This is a genomic window from Acetomicrobium thermoterrenum DSM 13490 (genome assembly GCF_900107215.1).
GTDB lineage: Bacteria > Synergistota > Synergistia > Synergistales > Acetomicrobiaceae > Acetomicrobium > Acetomicrobium thermoterrenum.
On the sequence record NZ_FNPD01000005.1, the window covers coordinates 59,116 to 75,964 of the forward strand.

Consider the following 16,849-nt stretch of genomic DNA (forward strand, 5'->3'; position numbering starts at 1 on the left):
CGTGGTTTATTGTACATGAAAAAGCATAACCTTAAAACTAATTAACCTAAATTCCACGCTTTTTGCTCACCAAAGGACTTCCACCGGATATTGAGAGATTTGAGAGTCAACCGTCAGAATGGGCAGCCCTTCTAATTGAGCTTGTGAAATTATCAAGCGATCAAAAGGGTCCCGATGATAGTCCGGAAGGGTATAGACATGCAAGACATGGCTTAAAACAATGGGCAGGTTTTCAATGGCGTTAAGGGCCACTTGTTCAGGGATAAAATGCTCAAGATTATCAGAAACCTTTAGCTTGCCAAGTTTAGCTTTTATTGCAATTTCCCAACCGCTGGCAGCGCTCAAGAATAATTGGTTTTTGCCATCACCCATAATTTCGCGAGCCTTTTCGGACAACCTTGGGTCATCTGTGATCCACCACAAAAACGCGTGGGTATCTAACAGCAGTCGCATTTTTCAAATTCATTAAGGATATCTTCGGGAAGTGGCGCATCAAAGTCGTCAGCGATGACTAGCTTCCGCTTTGCGCTTCCTGGAATGCGCTGTGCTGTCTGTCTTTCTATCGGCACCAGTCGGGCGACAGGTTTGCCTGCCCTTGCAATGATGACTTCTTTGCCTTCTTCCACTTGGGCTAAGAGCTTGGAAAGGTTGGTTTTGGCTTCATGAACATTTACCTTGAGCAACATCAAGACTCACTCCTTTTTTAAAAGTATAGACTAAGTCATGGACTAAGTCAACTTGGCCTAACTGGGGTCACATCTTTAGTTTTGAATTTTGGCATTCTCGGACACCTCCGTTAACCTTTAAAGGTATTCAACCGGAAAATTCAAGATTAAAAACGTGAGCCCCATTCATTACCAGGAATACAACTTTATTCTATAATTATCAATGAGGTGAAGATAAATGTCCATATTGACTGCCTTCGTGGAAACAGCCATGCATGAGGCAAGGTACAAAATGCTCGAGGATGGCACGTTTTTTGGGGAAATTCCTTCTTGCCCCGGCGTGTGGGCAAACGAAAAGACCTTAGAAGTGTGCCGCGACGTGCTGAGGGAGGTCCTTGAAGAATGGCTGATCTTAAAGCTTCGAGACGGAGATTTTATCCCTACAATCGGCGGAATCGACCTTAACACAATAGCGGCTGAAGCATAAACCCTAAAAGCCGGCGTGAACTGATCAAACGTTTGAAAACATTAGGTTTTAGCGGTCCATATTCCGGTGGACGTCATTCGTTTAAGGCGCGGTACTTTGAAATTTAGGGTACTAAATCCTCATGTGGGGGATATCAGCATTCCACTGCTTAAAGAAATTTTAAGACAGGCGGGCATTTTTTGAAGATGAGTGGAATAATACAAAATAAGATCAACCTGCCAGATTAAATTTAAAGATTAAAGATCCGATCCTTGTGCCGACCGAACATTTAACACCAAAAATTCAAGATTAAAGACCCGACCCCATTTCGAATGACTAGGAAGGCGGATTATCTGACGCAAACATAAAAATAAGTTCTGTTGACCTTCAGCATAAAGCTTTAGATTGGAGATAGGATCTTTGACGATGCTTATCAATGTGTTGCTGCTAAATATTATAAATTGAAAATAATTACCATGGACAAAGATTTCAAAAGGGCAAAAGACATTGATTTTCTGTTTTTATAACATGTACCGAGGTAAAGCCCACGCAAATATTCGTTTTACTAAAAAACCTATTTTAAGATATTTGCCATTCGGAGAGATCCCCTAGGCCGGCTACTTATATATAACCCGAACAAAAATCGACCAAACCAGTCATCACTGGTTAACCCTGCATCTGTGCCAAGTTCGTTTCGTTTATTTACTGCCCAAGCAACTTCAAAACTTCGTCTTTGGATTTGGCGTCAAGGATGGCTTCCGCCGCAGCGTCGAGTTTAACTTCGTCGGTGACGGAGCGAATTATCTTTTCGTTAGAAGACGACAGGCCAAATTTTCGGCGCAACAGTTTTATAAGCAGATCTTGTTTGCCCTTGATTGTACCTCTAATCTCGCCTCTTTCTTCCCCTTGTTTAATCAGCTTTTCAGCAAAAGACGACATAATTTCTTCACCTCGAAGTTTTTTACTTTCCGCTGCATAATGGTTTGGGTATGTCAAAATTCAAGATTAAAGACCCGACCCCAGTGCCGACACCAAAAATTCAAGATTAAAGACCTGACCCCGGGGTTACTGGCCCATGCCGAAGTACTTGAAGCCGCGGGATTCCATGTCTTTTTTCTTGTAGATGTTGCGCAGGTCGAAAAAGTAGGGCTGGCGCAGCAGTTCCTTTACCCTGTTTAAATCAAGGCTTCTGAACTGGTTCCATTCCGTGATGATTACCAGGGCGTCACTTCCTTCCATGGTCTCATATTCGTTTTGACAGTAAATGATCCTGTCTTCGATGTTTTTGAGCCTCCATTTGGCTTCCCTATGGGCTGCCGGGTCGTAGACCTTAAAGGTGACGCCTTTTTGAGCGAGCTCGTTTAGTATGGTTATGGAGGGTGCCTCGCGCATGTCGTCGGTGTTTGGCTTAAAGGCAAGCCCAAGCACTGCCAATTGCTTTCCCGATAAGTCCCCCAAGACGCGCTCTATCTTTTGTGCGGCCAAAAGCTTTTGGCGTTCGTTTGCCTCGACGGTCTGCTCGACCAAGCTTAAAGACACGCCGAATTTGCGCGCCATCTCGGCAAAGGCCCTGGTGTCTTTGGGAAAGCAGCTTCCGCCGTAGCCCGGCCCGGGGTGCAGGAACTTGGGCCCGATGCGGCCGTCCATGCCCATGGCCCTGGCGACGTCCTGCACGTTTGCCCCCACGTGCTCGCAAAGATTTGCTACCTCGTTTATGAAGGTTACCTTCATCGCCAAAAAGGCGTTTGAGGCGTACTTTATCATCTCGGCCGTCTCTATGTTCGTCTCGACGAAGGGCGTCTCGTTTAAGTACAATACCCTGTAAACCTGCTTCATCACCTCAAGCGCCCGCTTTGAGTCCGTGCCGATGACCACCCTGTCGGGGTGGGTGAAGTCGTGCACGGCCGAGCCTTCCCGCAGGAATTCGGGGTTTGATACGACGTCAAACTCAAAGCTTGCCCCTCTTTTTGCCATCTCCTCGTTTATCCATTCTTTGACCTTTTTGCCCGTCCCGATGGGCACGGTGCTTTTGTTCACGATGACCGTGTAGCCGTTCATGTAGCGGGCGATGTCGCGGGCAACCTGCTCGACATACGTAAGGTCTGCGCTTCCGTCATCTGCGGGAGGCGTTCCCACGGCGATAAATATCACGTCGCAGCTTTCGACGGCCTGCCTTAAGTCGGTGGTAAACTCAAGCCTCTTGTAGTAGACGTTTCTTTCGACTATCGGCTGTAAGCCTGGCTCAAAGATGGGGATCACGCCGCACTTCAGGCCTTTGATCTTTTCTTCGTCTTTGTCCACGCATATCACGTTTAATCCGAAATCAGACAAACAGCTTCCCGAAACAAGCCCAACGTAACCCGTCCCAACGACGGCTATCCTGTTCATGAACGTCCACTCCTTGCCCTTTAAACTTTATAATATTTCCTGTACCACTCCACGAACTTTGCCAAGCCCTCCTCTATTGGCGTCTCGGGCTTGAAACCGATGGCTTTTTCAAGGTCCGCCACGTCGGCGTAAGTCATTATAACGTCGCCAGGCTGCATGTCCAAGTATACTTTTTGGGCCTTTTTGCCGAGGCAATTTTCAAGTACTGCAATGAACCTCGAAAGCTCAACGGGGCTGTTGTTGCCCAGGTTATAGATCTTGTAGGGCGCAAAGCTTTCGCTTATCGGGCCTGCCTTTTCGTTCCAGTCGGGGTTTGGTTTTGGCGTGAGGTCAATAAGGCGGTAAAGGGCTTTTACCACGTCGTCAATGTAGGTAAAGTCGCGGCTCATCCTGCCGTGGTTGAAGACTTTGATGGGCACCCCTGCCAAGATGTCGCGGGTGAAGGAAAAGTAAGCCATGTCAGGCCTTCCCCAGGGGCCGTAGACGGTAAAAAGGCGCACCCCCGTCGAGGGGATGCCGTAAAGGTGGGCATAGGTGTGGGCCATCAATTCGTTTGCCTTTTTCGTGGCAGCATACAAGCTCACGGGGTGGTCCGTGTTGTGCTCCGTCGAAAAGGGGACGGTCTTATTGCCGCCGTAAACGGAGCTTGACGAGGCAAAAAGCAGGTGTTTAACGGGATAACTTCGGCAGGCTTCAAGGACATTTACGAACCCCACCAGGTTTGAATCCACGTAGGCGTAGGGGTTATCGAGGGAATAGCGCACCCCCGCCTGGGCCGCCAGGTTCACCACATATTCGGGCCTGCAAGCGGCAAAAATTTCGTCCACGACAGGTTTTTTCTTTAAGTCCGCGCGGTAAAAGACGAAGTTGCCATAGGCGCGCAGTATATCCAGGCGGTCTTCCTTGAGCTTGGGGTCGTAGTAGTTGTTTAGGTTGTCCAAGCCAACGACGAAATACCTTCGCTCAAGCATGAACTTAGCGAGATGAAAGCCGATAAATCCGGCAGCGCCGGTGATCAGGATTTTAGCCTGTATAGGCAAGGTGTCGGTCATTTGATGGTCTCCTTTGGTTAAATCTAAATCAGGCCTTTATGGGGAGCAAAGATTGCAAAATGGGTATTGTTATAATGTTAAGACAAAATACGGCTGCGAAGGGAAATTAGCCATCTTTGCCGGCTTCGTTAACTTTTTAAATTAAGATTCAAGATTCAAGATGCGACCCCGGTGCTTTTTCTTGATAAATAAAGGTCATATATATCGGACATCTCGGCCAGGACATTTTCCAAAGAATAATCGCATATCTTTTTTTGCCCCGCAATGCCCATAGAAATTCGCAGTTGGCGATCCAAAATAAGTTTTTCAAATGCCTGGATTAATCCAGAAATGTCTTCAAGTTCTACCAAAAACCCTGTACGCCCATGTTCTACCAGGTCGCGGTTCCCGCGAACATTGCTTGCTACGACAGGCTTGCCTGCAGCCATGGCTTCCATCACGCATTTTGGCAGGCCTTCTCGCTTGGAAACAAGTGTAGCGACGTCGGCTTCCCTAAGAATTTGCGGAACATCGCGACGGTAACCCAAGAAATAAACTCGCTGGAGATGTTCTTGTAAAACTTTTTTCTGCAAAGTTGCCATTTTTTCTCCAGTGCCTACAAATAACAAATGAATGTTATTATGCCGTCTTGTCAGCTCACCCCAGGCATCTAATAAAAAATCTTGATTCTTATTTTCGTTTAGTTCTCCGACACAGGCAATCACTACATCCTCCTGACCAATTCCTAATGACGCGCGAATGTTATTCTTGCATACAGATGGGTTTGTATATTCGGATAAATCGACACCCACTCCATGTACGTAAAACAAATTTTCTCCGGCTTTGAAGCCAAGCTTTTGGGCATTTTCAAAATCCTCACTGTTCATAACAATTAACCCGTCCGTCCAGCGGGAGGCAATTCGCTCTGCAGTATAATATATAAGCCAGTCTCGCCTCGGAGCTTCCTTGTAGAAGTGAAAACCGTGTGCAGTGTATAAAACCGGCCCCTGATGTGTTGATTTAGCTAAAAACCTTCCCAAAAAGGCAGCTACCGGCGTGTGAACATGGATGAGATCAAAATGATGGTTCTTTAATAAAGACCTTAACTCAAGGAAAGCCTTAAGGTTAGCAGGGTTATAAGGAGAACGCTTGAAAGGAATTTCCCAACATATCACACCGGCATTTTCAACGTCATCCCTGCGTCCTGTCACAGAAGAAGCCGCGGCATGAACCTCGTAGCCTTTTTCCTGCAGCATCTTCATAAATGGGATGTGAAAAGCTGCAAAGTGACTATGGACGGTGGCGATGAAAAGGACTTTGCCTGTGATCTTTGTATTTAGATCTAAAGATTCTATTTTCCCTTTCGAAACGCGATTCATTTATCCAAACCATCCTTTTTAATATCTATCACTTCGGGAATCAGCTGCCGAGAAAAGCATCTAAGCCCCTTTTCAATGAGCGTCAGTTTCATTTGAGACTAAATAAAAATGTTCAACCATTTTTATTATATGGCTTTCTCTTTTGCTCCACAGCATAGTCCCTGAATTCACGCCAAAACCCTGTTCTTCTTTTATCTAGGATTGTTTTTGAATATTCGCCAGCCCTTTTAAAGTTCCTCATTGCCAATTCTTTCTGTTTAGAGGGGTTGCTAAGAACCCAAACGATTTTTTTGCCCAATGAGTTTATGTCCCCAGGCTTAATTATGCATTCTTCATCAAGCAATTCAGGAATACCACCAACAGATGAGCCTATAGCAGGTAGACCTCTACTAAGTGCTTCAATCAGCGCCCTAGGTAAACCTTCTTGTTTACTGGGTTGAATATATAAATCTAACTGATCAAGCCAATCAAAGACTGGTTTTCCGCTAGGCAAAGTGCCATCAAACTTAACCTCCTCTTTAAGTCCCTTTTGAACTGCTAATTTATAAAAATATCTTTTATCTCCTCCGCCTAATACATGGAATTCAAAAGGAGGTAATTGGCTTCTAGCGATAGATAACGCCTTAATTGCATCATCTATTCCTTTGAGTTTGCTGGACATAGCGCCTATCAAACCAATTTTTATTGGATATGTTTTACTATCTATCTTTGTCAACCTTTTTTCTAAAACTTCTTCATCAAATATTGGGAGTTCTACATTAGAACATGCAATTGATTTTCCACGAGTAGGGTAATGCATTTGCAAAAAATTATTAGTGACATATAAGACATATGGTGCTTTTTTAACCATAGTTTTTGTCAGAAATGTCAAGATAGGCGCACTTATTTTACCTTTTAAACTACCATGATACCATAGTGCATCCCAAGCATGACCTACAACTTCTACAGCCCACGGTTTATGTAATTTTAGAGCATAATAACATGCAATAATGCCCAAAACACTTGGCAATCTTGCGATAACGCAATCAGTGGCCATAACTGCTTTCTTAACCCAAGGAAAAATTTGCTTATAATTGAAACTATCAACTACATTAATTAGATTTAGAATGGGAAGAGTAACCTTGTTATTCTCGATAATTTTATCATTATACTTATCGTTACCTATTATTTCACACCGAGCAAGAACTTCTACTTCCTCAAACACAGCAAAATACCTCTCAAACAAAGTATTATTTAAAGTGCCGCTTGTATAATACTCGTTATCCTTTAAAAAGAACCTATGACTATGCACAAATAAAGCTTTCATCTTTTTTACCACCTTTTATACGCATTATTTCCTTAATTAGTTCTTCTCTTTTGTGAACAGCTTTTGCTTTATATAAATGTATATTATCTAAAACATTTTGCCGGTTTTCTATAAGCTCTTCAAATCTAGATCTTAAAATCTCAAATGATAAATCTGAGATAGGTATGGCATATTTGGATAAATTCATATCTCTCATTATGCCATCACCTTTATTGCCGCCATAAGTGATTGCGATTCCGGGAACACCTTCCGACATTGCAAATATAATAGAATGAAAACGGGTTCCTACAATATAATCGAATTGAGAGTAAATTGCCTTAAGTTGCCTACAATCCAGAGTATCGTCGTCAATTATCGAGAACTGACACTCAGTTGCTATCTTCTTTGCAATTTCGCTAATACACGTTTTATCACTTTCGTGTTGACGAATCGCTCTGGTGTGGACAACAAGTACGGGATAAAAGTCATTTCCATCTAACCATTTAATAAATGATATCAATGCATTCTTATAATCTCGATAGGCCTGAAATGGATTATTATGCCCCGGGAAGCGATAGGGACGCGCTGTTATGGCAACACATGGTTTTTCTTTAAAAGGAATATTATCAAGAACATGCTTAATATTACATAAATCCGCTTTTTCGAGATAAAATGCTAAATCGGGAAATACATCTATTTTTTTACTCAATAGGTAAGATAATTGTTTAGCTGATATGCTCTCTCTTGAAGTAACTAACTTGCATTTTGACATAACTTTCTTAACAATATTTGCAACAAAAGGACCTTTAAAGGGGCCAAAAGAATTAGGCATAACATATACCGATTTACCAAGAGACTGCGCAAGAATTATGTGATATAATGAAAAATAAATATAATATAAAGATGTTAAACCACCATAACTATGAATAAATCCCCCTCCTTTTACAAAAACCCCATCTGCTTTTCTGAAAATGTCAACAGACCTCTTGCTTTTTTTGGGCATTAACATTAAACCAAGCTTTCTTGTTACCCCTATTAACAACAATAAAGAAACAAAAAAATCCCAAATAGCAACAATACCCCATTTAATTTTTAGCGTTAAACTATATTTCACATTCTTAGTTGTGCTAAAAAACCTTGATGGATGCTTCAAAATAGGAGATACTATTTTTAAACCTTCTTGAACTGATTGAGATACCTCTACGCTATCAGCAACCATATAATAATCTCCGCTAAATCCTGCCTCTTCTGCAATGCGCTTAGTCTCCCAAACAAGAGCTTGATCACCTCTGTTAAGATCAGAACAGTTTGGTATTATTATGTTTATAGAAATGATATGCCACCTTCTTTCCCAAATATAAGTACTATAAAATTTCTCAAGATGTACATTAAGCTCGTTAATATTTTTTATTTTTATAAAACAATAGGATCTCTCATTTTGCTCTCATCGTATTAGCGTAAATACATGAAAGTTTTTGCACAGCACTATCAGTGGAATAACCATGTTCCCTTATTTTTTTATGTGCCTCATCTTTGCTGGGTCTTCGAATTAATAATAACCGCTTTAGCTGTTTAACCCATAAGGATATATCATCTTTTAAAGAAAGCGAATAAATTAACCCCAAACCCATGTCTACCTCCTTTTTATTTATAGCTTCTGGGACAAGACATGGCAAACAGGCTGCTTGAGCCTCAACTAATACTAATGGTATTCCTTCGTACAAAGATGGAAACAAAAAGATATCTCCTGCAGACAAAATCTCTGGAATATCTGATCTCACACCCAGAAAGTGTATATTTGATTCAATACCCTTTTCCACTGCCAAATGAACAATCTCATCCTTTAGAGGCCCATCTCCTACTAAAACTAGATGTGCGTTTGAACATTCCTTTAAAAACTCACTAAAAACTTCTATTAAAAACACGTGATTTTTTTGTTTTGAAAATCTTCCTACATGTATTATCAACGGAACATCTTTGGGTAGGTCTATTTCTTCTCGTAAAGAATTTTTATCGTTGTATACCTTTTCGAATACTGATAAATCAATCCCATTCGCAACAACCTGCGTTCGCACATCATTCCAACAATTTGGTCCATACAATGCCTCACATGCTTCTTTCGAACAACCCACAAGATGAGTTGCGTTATATAAGATGGATTTTCTCATGATCCATCTATATAAAATTCGCTTCCATGAATTTAATTTACCATCACTTGTATTATGACTATGAGCAATTCTAATTGGTACTTTATTAATTCGCCCTATAAGTAATGTCACTCCACTGAAATAATAAATATGACTATGGATAACATCGTATTTATTTGATCTTAATAGTTGATTTAGGTTGTTATAATATATTCTAACATCCCGCCCTCCTTTTTCTGATAAATGATATATACTACCCATTAAAGAAAGAATTTCATCATCATAATCACACTTTTTCATTGTACTAACAGCAAAGTCAAAATGAAATTTTTCTCTATCAATATTACGGTATACATTCATAATAAGAGTCTCAGCCCCGCCTCTGTTCATGCCTCCAAATATATGCAAAACTTTAATTGGATTGTAAGACATTTTACTCCTCCCATTTTTACATTTTACTGAAGCTTTTTAACCATCACTGACTTTAACGCTGACTGTTATATTAAATACCCGGTAAGGGTTTACTCTTTCGCTCCTCGTTGACCGTTAGGTTGCTTTACAACCGCAATGTCTCCAAAGGTAGCGTATCTTTTAGATTCTTTGAAGACAACTCGAAAAACTTTATCGCATAGAACCATCAATAACAAAGGAAACAAGCTGTACCAAAAAAGCTGACGTACCACAGACATCGATTCACCTCGGGCGATCCAAATAAACAACGAAAAGAAAGAAGCAACCATCCCTACTTTAGCTGGATGAAAGCGCAACGACTCCCAACGTAGTAATTTTGAAATTAGAAAACCCATTATAAACATTGGCAAAATACTACCAAGCCAACCAAAATTAAGATACCCCTCTGCAAAAATGGAATAACCATAACCACCGCCCATGGCGGCAAATGTAGGATTTACAGTTTGGACCAACCAGTCTGCCGCTTTGGCAGATAATGCCGGATGAACATCCCAAAAAAAATTCGGTATCAGAGTGGTCATTGCCCAAAAATATGTTCCACCATATGCAAAGGGTCGTGCTGTAGGAACTAGCTCCAATGTATATACCAATGTCTGAAGTGAACCGCCCATTTCTTTAATGGAAGCAACAAGGGGATTATCAACGTAACCTAAAGCTGTAATCCAAATACCAAAATTTAGTCTTTCGGCCCCTGAAATGTTACGCAAAGCGAATATCAGAGGAAATATTGTTAATGCACATACACCAAGAATAAAAACTAAACCAACAGGAATCTTCTTTATGGACCGATGCCATACCCACAATGTTACTATTGTATCCATCGCAAAATAACCTCTTCGCCCAATGAACAAATTGGCTAAAATTTCACTTAATAGGATAACAATTGCCAGCCATCGCAATACCCTGCTGTCGCGACTTGTTGCCAATAAGAACAAAGCGGCCGGAACTAAAAAGGCACCTAGTACTCTATCAACTGCGGCAAAGCCCGTCGGTTTATCAACTTGATAAATTGCGAAATAGCCACCACGGATGATAATTTGCAATATGTGATAATACTTATAGAACCAAAATGGGAGGGCTAAAGCTATCAGCAAGATACTTACAAATCTTACACTTGAGTATGTTAAATGTATGTAGCCAATACGTTCTCGTTTTCGCGGAGAATTAACATAACCGACTAATGCACCTAAATGTAGCCATGAAAACGAAACCAGAACAAAATAAAGACTTTGAATGATGCTAACATCGGAAAAACGATTATCAAGGATGCCTTCATCCAGTAAGCCAAAAAGATGTAACACACAATGCGAAGCATTAAAGGTAAAGCAAGCAAGAATAAATATTATATACAAGTTCAAGTAATCTTGTTGAGAACACCATCTCCACGATAGTATGATCCATACAAATTGAAATATTAAGAGACTAGAAATAACAACATTGCCGTTAGCAAATGAGCTTACCCAAGATTTATCCATTACGTAAAAAAGGCCCAAGGATAACATAGTAACTTGAGTTAATTGAAGACATATAATAATAAATTTAAAAAAGGATTCTCTTGAAAACATGGGCTTAGGGTTATCCTGTACCATTGCTTATGTCTCCTTAGCAGATATAGATTTACAATAATAATCCTCTAACTATATAACCTAGCATACCCATTTTACTCAACAGTTATATTATTTTTTTAAACTTCGTACAGCCAAACCAACAATATACATACTACCTATTAGCTGGGCGAAGTTGCTTAAGATAACTGCTAACGCAGCTCCTATAAGTCCAAGTTTTGGGATTAACAATGCCGCAGCTATTGTTGTAATAATGGTTACTATAACAAATAACGGCAACTGTGATCTAAAATACCTGGCTGCGGTCATGCCATAACCCGCAAATGATGCCATATAACTTAAAGCCGCTGCTACCATTAATAATACAAAAACATTTGTCTCTTGGGCATACTCTGGAGTATAAATCAAAGAAAGCAACATTTCCCCGCCCAAAACAGCAACCAATATACCGATAACGCCAATGATGGCTCCAATTCCAAGCAGCTTGTAAAAAAGCTTGTTATATGAAACGCTATCTTGAGATGCATAATATTTTGCCAACCTTGGACTCGCCGACTGCCCTAAAGCTCCAATAACTGTTCTTCCTGCTACCATCAAATAAGCCATAGCAGAATAAATTCCTAGCCAATATTCACCCTTATAATGCTGTATAAAATAACGGGGTATATTGGCATTGAGTGAAATAAGCATCATCACCACTCCAAGAGGTAAAGCTAACCAGGCAAGACGGTAAAGAGTTTTTATATCCCATCTCGGCCTTATTTTTATTAAACTTTGCAACCACATTCCGCATTTTTCTTTTTCGCCTAAAACCATCGCTCCATTATGGATATCATAACTTAAAAGGACAATAGCCCAAGCAGCCCCAAGCGCAAGAGCACCCCAAAATACACTGCCAGTTAAATATACTGCCACACCCAAACTAACTAATGAGAGAGGTCCCTTAATCATCATTGATATAGCTATACGATCCATGCGCTCATGTTGTTGCAATAACCCATAGAAAACATCACTGATGGATTCAAAACATTTCGCTAATCCAACCGCAGCTACCACCATTGCTGTGCTTAATTTGTATTTAGACATGGCGATAATAAAAATTATAATAATAAATGCTAACATGGTGGTAGTTAACCTTAATGCTAAATAATCGCAAAATTGATATTCACGTTTTGCATCAGTTGCCTGAACACCCCTTAGCTGTAAATTGGTTAACATAATCACGGGGGCCGTTATCGCTAACCCTAAGGAAAATTCGCCTACCATGTAAGGATTGCCAACTTTTGCCACGATTATTAACATACACCATTGACAACCCGAATAAACTACATTGCCGATAAAGGTCCAGATAAAATTATCGCGAAGCGACAAAGACTTAATCATGGTAGTTTGTTGCGATTTTGCATCCACAATTTAGAGCCTCCAAAATAATATTTTATTCCAATTCATCTTGAATACGCTCTCTCATATATCTCTCTTTTTGCATTTTTTATTTAATTACTCTCACCCCACTCTGAAAAATTTAGGGTGAGATCACATCTTTGATCTTGAATCACTCACCCCACCCTCACTCACCCCTGCCGCTGCTCCACAGCTCTATTGCCTCTTCAAGCTTAAGGGTGGCTTTGTACTTTTCAAGCTCGTCTTCGCTTAAAGACAGGCAGCGTATTTTTCGGTGAAGCATGGGTTCGACCTTGTCTATTAAATTTTGCAGGTAAGCTTTGTCGACTTTGCCTACTAAGACGAGGTCAATTATACCCGAATCCATCCCCCTTGCGTAGTCGCCCACGATGTAGGCCGAATGTATGTCGCCAAGCTTTGACAATACTTGGGGGATGAGCTGGTCAATCCCTGTGAATTTACGCACCATGCTGTGTATCTCGGGAAAAAGGGGGTGGTTGGTGTTTGCCCGATAAACTTTTGTCCTGCCTTCGTCGAAGGAATTTAAAAGCCCTGCTTCAGTGAGCCTATTTAGCTCTACCCGCACGGAATTGGTCGATTCGCCGAACTCCTCTGCAAGCTCTCGAAGGTACGATTTACTTTCTGGGTTTAAGAAAAACCTTAAAAGCAGCTTTACCCTCGTTTGAGAGGTTATTAAAGAATCAAGCTTTATGGCCAATGAATTCACCTGCACACATAGTTATTTATGAGTAAAAATACTACTCGGAAATTAGCCTGTCAAGTGGTGATCTTTAAATTCCCTCCCTTGGCACTTTTTTTCTTTTTTTGTTTTTTACGCTAATGGTCGAATATTAATAAGACTTATTATTTATGTAATAACTAAATATTCCTGGAAGGAATTATGTAATTTATATTTCAATTTGGGGTTGCATTTTTGTCCAGCCTGTGGTAAATATTTTTCTTGTGCGCACTAGCACAATTAAAAGTCCAATCAGGAGGACAAAATAATTGGAAAGGAGGTGGGCTCATGGAGTTTGAATTTTTGAGCGAGGTCATCGGTGATTTGGTGAGGCGAAGGCGAAAGGAGCTTAACCTTGCCCAGGCCGATGTATGTCGCTATGCTCATATTTCTCAGGGCCAGCTTTCCCGTATCGAAAACGGGCTTCGCATTCCTTCTCTTTCTCTTATGTTTAGGTTGTGCCGCGTGTTGAACTGTGACATAAGCATCAGCGACATATTCGATAAGTTTTCATCCAAAGATAAGAACTCAAAAAATAAGAAGAAGGGGGATGACGAAAAGAAGAAAGGCAAGGAGGGCGATAAGTCCTAAAGAATGATCCGGGCTTGGCCCGGCGGTTTTAGGTAGCGTGAGGTACATCTCACGCTACCTTTTTTTAACTATTTACACGTTAAAACACATTATAGGGAGGTTTTACAAATGAGCTCATCTAAAAATGGTGCTTTTGTGATGGTAGACTTCTGTGTAATCACCGATAAAAATCTAGACGTCTTTGACAAGATGACATACGTGGCGCTTTGCAAATTCGCCGACAGAGAGGGAAAGTGCTTCCCCAGCCAAAACACCCTCGCCGCCCTGGTGGGATGCGGCCGCTCCCGCCTTCGCAAATCGCTGGACAACCTAAAAGGGTTAAATTACCTGAGGGTGGACAGCAGGGTGCTCGACGGCAAACAGCGAAGCAATCTATACACCCTCCTGCCGCGAGAAAACCGCACCCGGGTTTCCTCAAGCGCAGAGGGGGGTCTCCAAAAAACCCACCCCGGGTCGCAGGACGGCCACATAACTATATCCAATATAACTAGATCTAAAGAACAAGATTCAGGGGAACTTCCGCAGTGCGATGCAGTCGCAGAAAAACCCCAGGACTCCCGGAAACCTGCCCTTTATCCGGGAAGAGCCAGCGAACCCCCTTCACCTTCTTTTTATAAAAATCAAAATACGCCCCCCTTAGAGCGGGAGATGAAGCATCCTCCCTATGAAGAAGTGGTCGAGTCCTTTAAGCGGCACTTTCCCGACCAAAATCCTCCCACACTAGACGAAGCAAACTGTATGTGGATGAGGGTTGCCGCCTTAGTGCACGACGAGCTTTATACCGCCCAGGGGTGGGACGACTACTTCGACGGCATCGCCAAAAGCCCCTTTTTGTCGGGGGATAACGACGTCAACTGGAGGCCGGGCGTCTTCTGGATATTGCTTACAAAAAACATCCGAAAGGTAAAGGAAGGCTTCTTTGAAAGGGGCGGAACCTGGGAACAGATCGTGGAACAAAGAATGAAGATCGCAGACTTGACGGAGGAAGATCAGAAATACGTTCGTGATCTGATTTTCAATATAAAATCGAGGGAGGCGGCCTAGCCATGGAAAGCAGGGATTTCGAGGGCTTTTTCAGCTTACTTAAGGAGGTTGCCGAGCTTTACGGGACCAGGTTGTCAAAAAATCGGGCGGAGCTTTTCTTCGAGGCCTGCAGGGAATTATCCCTTGAAAGCTTTGCCGAGGGCGTCAGAAGGCACATTCGCTGGGGGAGCTTTTTCCCCGCTCCTGCCGAGGTGTTCAAGGCCCTCTACGGCACGGATGAAGATCAGGCGACGATGGCCTGGTGCGACGTTTTGGAGGCCATCCGAAGGACGGGCGCCGAGGGACCTGTTAAATTCGCCGACTACCGCATCCACTACGCCATCGAGCGGATGGGCGGATGGGCGCACGTCGCCTGGGCCGTCGGAGAAAAGAAGAGATGGCCGATGAAGGATTTTATCTTTTGGTATGTCTTTGCCCTCAAGATAAACGTCGACGCCTGCGACGTAAAGCCCTATTTAATGGGAAACAGAGGGCTGCCCTACAAGGCCGGGCCCGAGGACATAGCAAGGATGACGCTCGAGGTGCCGGCAGGGCAGGCGCGGGGGCTTCGCAGGGTCCTTTAGGTTTCGCCTGTACGTCGGCGGGTCGAATATGTTGTGTGGCTTTTGACTGCTCCGTTGGAGCGATGTGTTTGATCTTGCAGGAAGGCTTTACTGTTTTCAGGCGTTCAGGCGCTTCGGCGACTTAGATGGCCTAAAAAATTTATAATATTCCTTTAGCTATGCGTATTGTGAAATTGTAGGGCCTACTTTATAGTAGATACATCACGAAAAGAAAGGAGGAAAAGATATGGCAGCTTATCAACCGATAGCAAGCCGTCTGACCCTGAGGCTTCAGGTAGGAGCAGACGAATGGGGAAAGCCCAAGCTAAAGAGCAAATCCATCGCAGGCGTTGATTACTCCGCCGACGCTACCGACGTGTTGACGGTGGCGCAGGCGATCGCCGGGCTTTTGCCCTACAATCTGGTCGAAGCGCAGAAGGTAGATACCGATAGGGTCGGTTAGGCAATTTAACAAATTATGACGAAAAGGAGGTGATACATGTTGGAGCCGAAAATGACCAGAAGGCTTAGGATGACCTTTGAGACGGAAGATGGCCCGTGGACTTTGTCTTTGTCCGACGTAAAAGAAGGACTGCTTCCTGAGGAAGTGGAAACGGTCATGCAGACAATAGTTGACAACAGCATATTCGGCATTCCCCCAACGGGGATCGTCAAGGCCGAGCTCGTAGAGACCGACACCACTCAGCTGGTGTAAATATAGATGTCTAAAGGCTGCCCCTTGAGGCGGCCTTTAGACGGAAAGATTAGGGGGCTTTTTAGGCTGACTTTTAAGGTATAAGTCAAAGCCCCAGGGGTTTGCCGGCAAAGTGCGCTGCGTTGCAGTTTGCGGGCGGGTCTTTGCGGGCGTGCAGCTTGTGAGGCAGACATGGAAAAAGTCAAAAGGGTTGCTTTAAAGATACCCGAAGGGGCTTTAGCTTTTTTAATTTAAGCGAAGGGAGGGAAATTTTTGGAGGAATTTCTGACGTCCACTCTTCAGACGACCTTTTCCATCGCGGTGGCAGCATACCTGCTGATCCGCATGGAAAAGCGACTCGACGAGCTGGCAATAGCGATAAACAACCTCGAAAAGGGCGTGGCAAAATACTTCGGCGAGGTGTAATTGCAGGGCTAATTT

At 42.7% G+C, this 16,849-nt stretch carries 19 protein-coding genes; 7 read left to right on the forward strand and 12 right to left on the reverse strand.

From position 1 onward, the window contains the following. Positions 1–66: 66 nt before the first annotated feature. Positions 67–396, reverse strand: coding sequence for a type II toxin-antitoxin system VapC family toxin (locus BLU12_RS05185; RefSeq protein WP_234945477.1), 330 nt, complete (start codon positions 394–396; stop codon positions 67–69). A 41-nt stretch (positions 397–437) separates the two neighbouring features. Next, positions 438–686 carry a type II toxin-antitoxin system Phd/YefM family antitoxin gene (locus BLU12_RS05190; RefSeq protein ID WP_091461076.1) on the reverse strand — a complete coding sequence of 83 codons (249 nt, stop codon included), beginning with the start codon at positions 684–686 and terminating at the stop codon, positions 438–440. Positions 687–903: 217 nt separating this feature from the next. On the opposite strand from BLU12_RS05190, the gene BLU12_RS05195 reads away from it, so the two are divergent. Next, positions 904–1,152: a type II toxin-antitoxin system HicB family antitoxin gene (locus tag BLU12_RS05195; RefSeq protein WP_200778716.1), complete on the forward strand. Its 249-nt coding sequence runs from the start codon at positions 904–906 to the stop codon at positions 1,150–1,152. Between the two features lie 681 nt (positions 1,153–1,833). Here BLU12_RS05195 and BLU12_RS05205 read toward each other — a convergent pair. From BLU12_RS05205 to BLU12_RS05250, 10 genes are all read right to left on the reverse strand, one after another. Continuing rightward, positions 1,834–2,070: a DUF4351 domain-containing protein gene (locus tag BLU12_RS05205; protein ID WP_091461078.1), complete on the reverse strand. Its 237-nt coding sequence runs from the start codon at positions 2,068–2,070 to the stop codon at positions 1,834–1,836. Positions 2,071–2,196: 126 nt separating this feature from the next. Next, positions 2,197–3,519: a UDP-glucose dehydrogenase family protein gene (locus BLU12_RS05210; RefSeq protein WP_091461079.1), complete on the reverse strand. Its 1,323-nt coding sequence runs from the start codon at positions 3,517–3,519 to the stop codon at positions 2,197–2,199. A 20-nt stretch (positions 3,520–3,539) separates the two neighbouring features. Beyond that, entirely contained in the window at positions 3,540–4,571 is a 1,032-nt protein-coding gene (locus BLU12_RS05215) for an NAD-dependent epimerase (protein ID WP_234945478.1), read from the reverse strand. Positions 4,572–4,726: 155 nt separating this feature from the next. After that, complete coding sequence (locus BLU12_RS05220) at positions 4,727–5,929, reverse strand: glycosyltransferase family 4 protein (RefSeq protein WP_091461081.1); 1,203 nt, start codon at positions 5,927–5,929, stop codon at positions 4,727–4,729. Positions 5,930–6,041: 112 nt separating this feature from the next. Then, positions 6,042–7,235: a glycosyltransferase gene (locus BLU12_RS05225; RefSeq protein ID WP_091461083.1), complete on the reverse strand. Its 1,194-nt coding sequence runs from the start codon at positions 7,233–7,235 to the stop codon at positions 6,042–6,044. Continuing rightward, complete coding sequence (locus BLU12_RS05230) at positions 7,213–8,631, reverse strand: polysaccharide pyruvyl transferase family protein (protein WP_091461084.1); 1,419 nt, start codon at positions 8,629–8,631, stop codon at positions 7,213–7,215. The genes BLU12_RS05225 and BLU12_RS05230 overlap by 23 nt, the downstream gene beginning before the upstream one ends. 16 nt (positions 8,632–8,647) lie before the next feature. Further along, entirely contained in the window at positions 8,648–9,793 is a 1,146-nt protein-coding gene (locus BLU12_RS05235; protein ID WP_091461086.1) for a glycosyltransferase family 1 protein, read from the reverse strand. A gap of 89 nt (positions 9,794–9,882) precedes the next feature. Further along, entirely contained in the window at positions 9,883–11,421 is a 1,539-nt protein-coding gene (locus BLU12_RS05240) for an O-antigen polysaccharide polymerase Wzy family protein (protein ID WP_091461087.1), read from the reverse strand. Positions 11,422–11,508: 87 nt separating this feature from the next. Beyond that, positions 11,509–12,807, reverse strand: coding sequence for an oligosaccharide flippase family protein (locus BLU12_RS05245; protein ID WP_200778717.1), 1,299 nt, complete (start codon positions 12,805–12,807; stop codon positions 11,509–11,511). Between the two features lie 157 nt (positions 12,808–12,964). After that, positions 12,965–13,525 (reverse strand): winged helix-turn-helix domain-containing protein, encoded by a 561-nt coding sequence (locus BLU12_RS05250; protein ID WP_234945479.1) that lies wholly within the window; start codon positions 13,523–13,525, stop codon positions 12,965–12,967. A gap of 300 nt (positions 13,526–13,825) precedes the next feature. Here BLU12_RS05250 and BLU12_RS05255 point away from each other — a divergent pair, with 300 nt between their 5' ends. From BLU12_RS05255 to BLU12_RS05280, 6 genes are all read left to right on the forward strand, one after another. Next, positions 13,826–14,128: a helix-turn-helix domain-containing protein gene (locus BLU12_RS05255; protein ID WP_091461090.1), complete on the forward strand. Its 303-nt coding sequence runs from the start codon at positions 13,826–13,828 to the stop codon at positions 14,126–14,128. A 108-nt stretch (positions 14,129–14,236) separates the two neighbouring features. After that, positions 14,237–15,172, forward strand: a complete 936-nt coding sequence (locus BLU12_RS05260; protein WP_091461092.1) for a helix-turn-helix domain-containing protein — start codon at positions 14,237–14,239, stop codon at positions 15,170–15,172. 2 nt (positions 15,173–15,174) lie between these two features. After that, entirely contained in the window at positions 15,175–15,735 is a 561-nt protein-coding gene (locus tag BLU12_RS05265; protein ID WP_091461093.1) for a hypothetical protein, read from the forward strand. A 226-nt stretch (positions 15,736–15,961) separates the two neighbouring features. Next, the gene (locus tag BLU12_RS05270) at positions 15,962–16,177 is read left to right on the forward strand and encodes a DUF1659 domain-containing protein (protein WP_057940619.1); all 216 of its coding nucleotides are present in this window, start codon (positions 15,962–15,964) and stop codon (positions 16,175–16,177) included. Between the two features lie 36 nt (positions 16,178–16,213). Continuing rightward, a complete protein-coding gene (locus BLU12_RS05275) occupies positions 16,214–16,429 on the forward strand; it encodes a DUF2922 domain-containing protein (RefSeq protein ID WP_091461095.1) in 216 nt (71 codons plus the stop codon). Between the two features lie 252 nt (positions 16,430–16,681). After that, complete coding sequence (locus tag BLU12_RS05280; RefSeq protein ID WP_234945480.1) at positions 16,682–16,834, forward strand: YvrJ family protein; 153 nt, start codon at positions 16,682–16,684, stop codon at positions 16,832–16,834. The last annotated feature ends 15 nt before the right edge of the window (positions 16,835–16,849 follow it).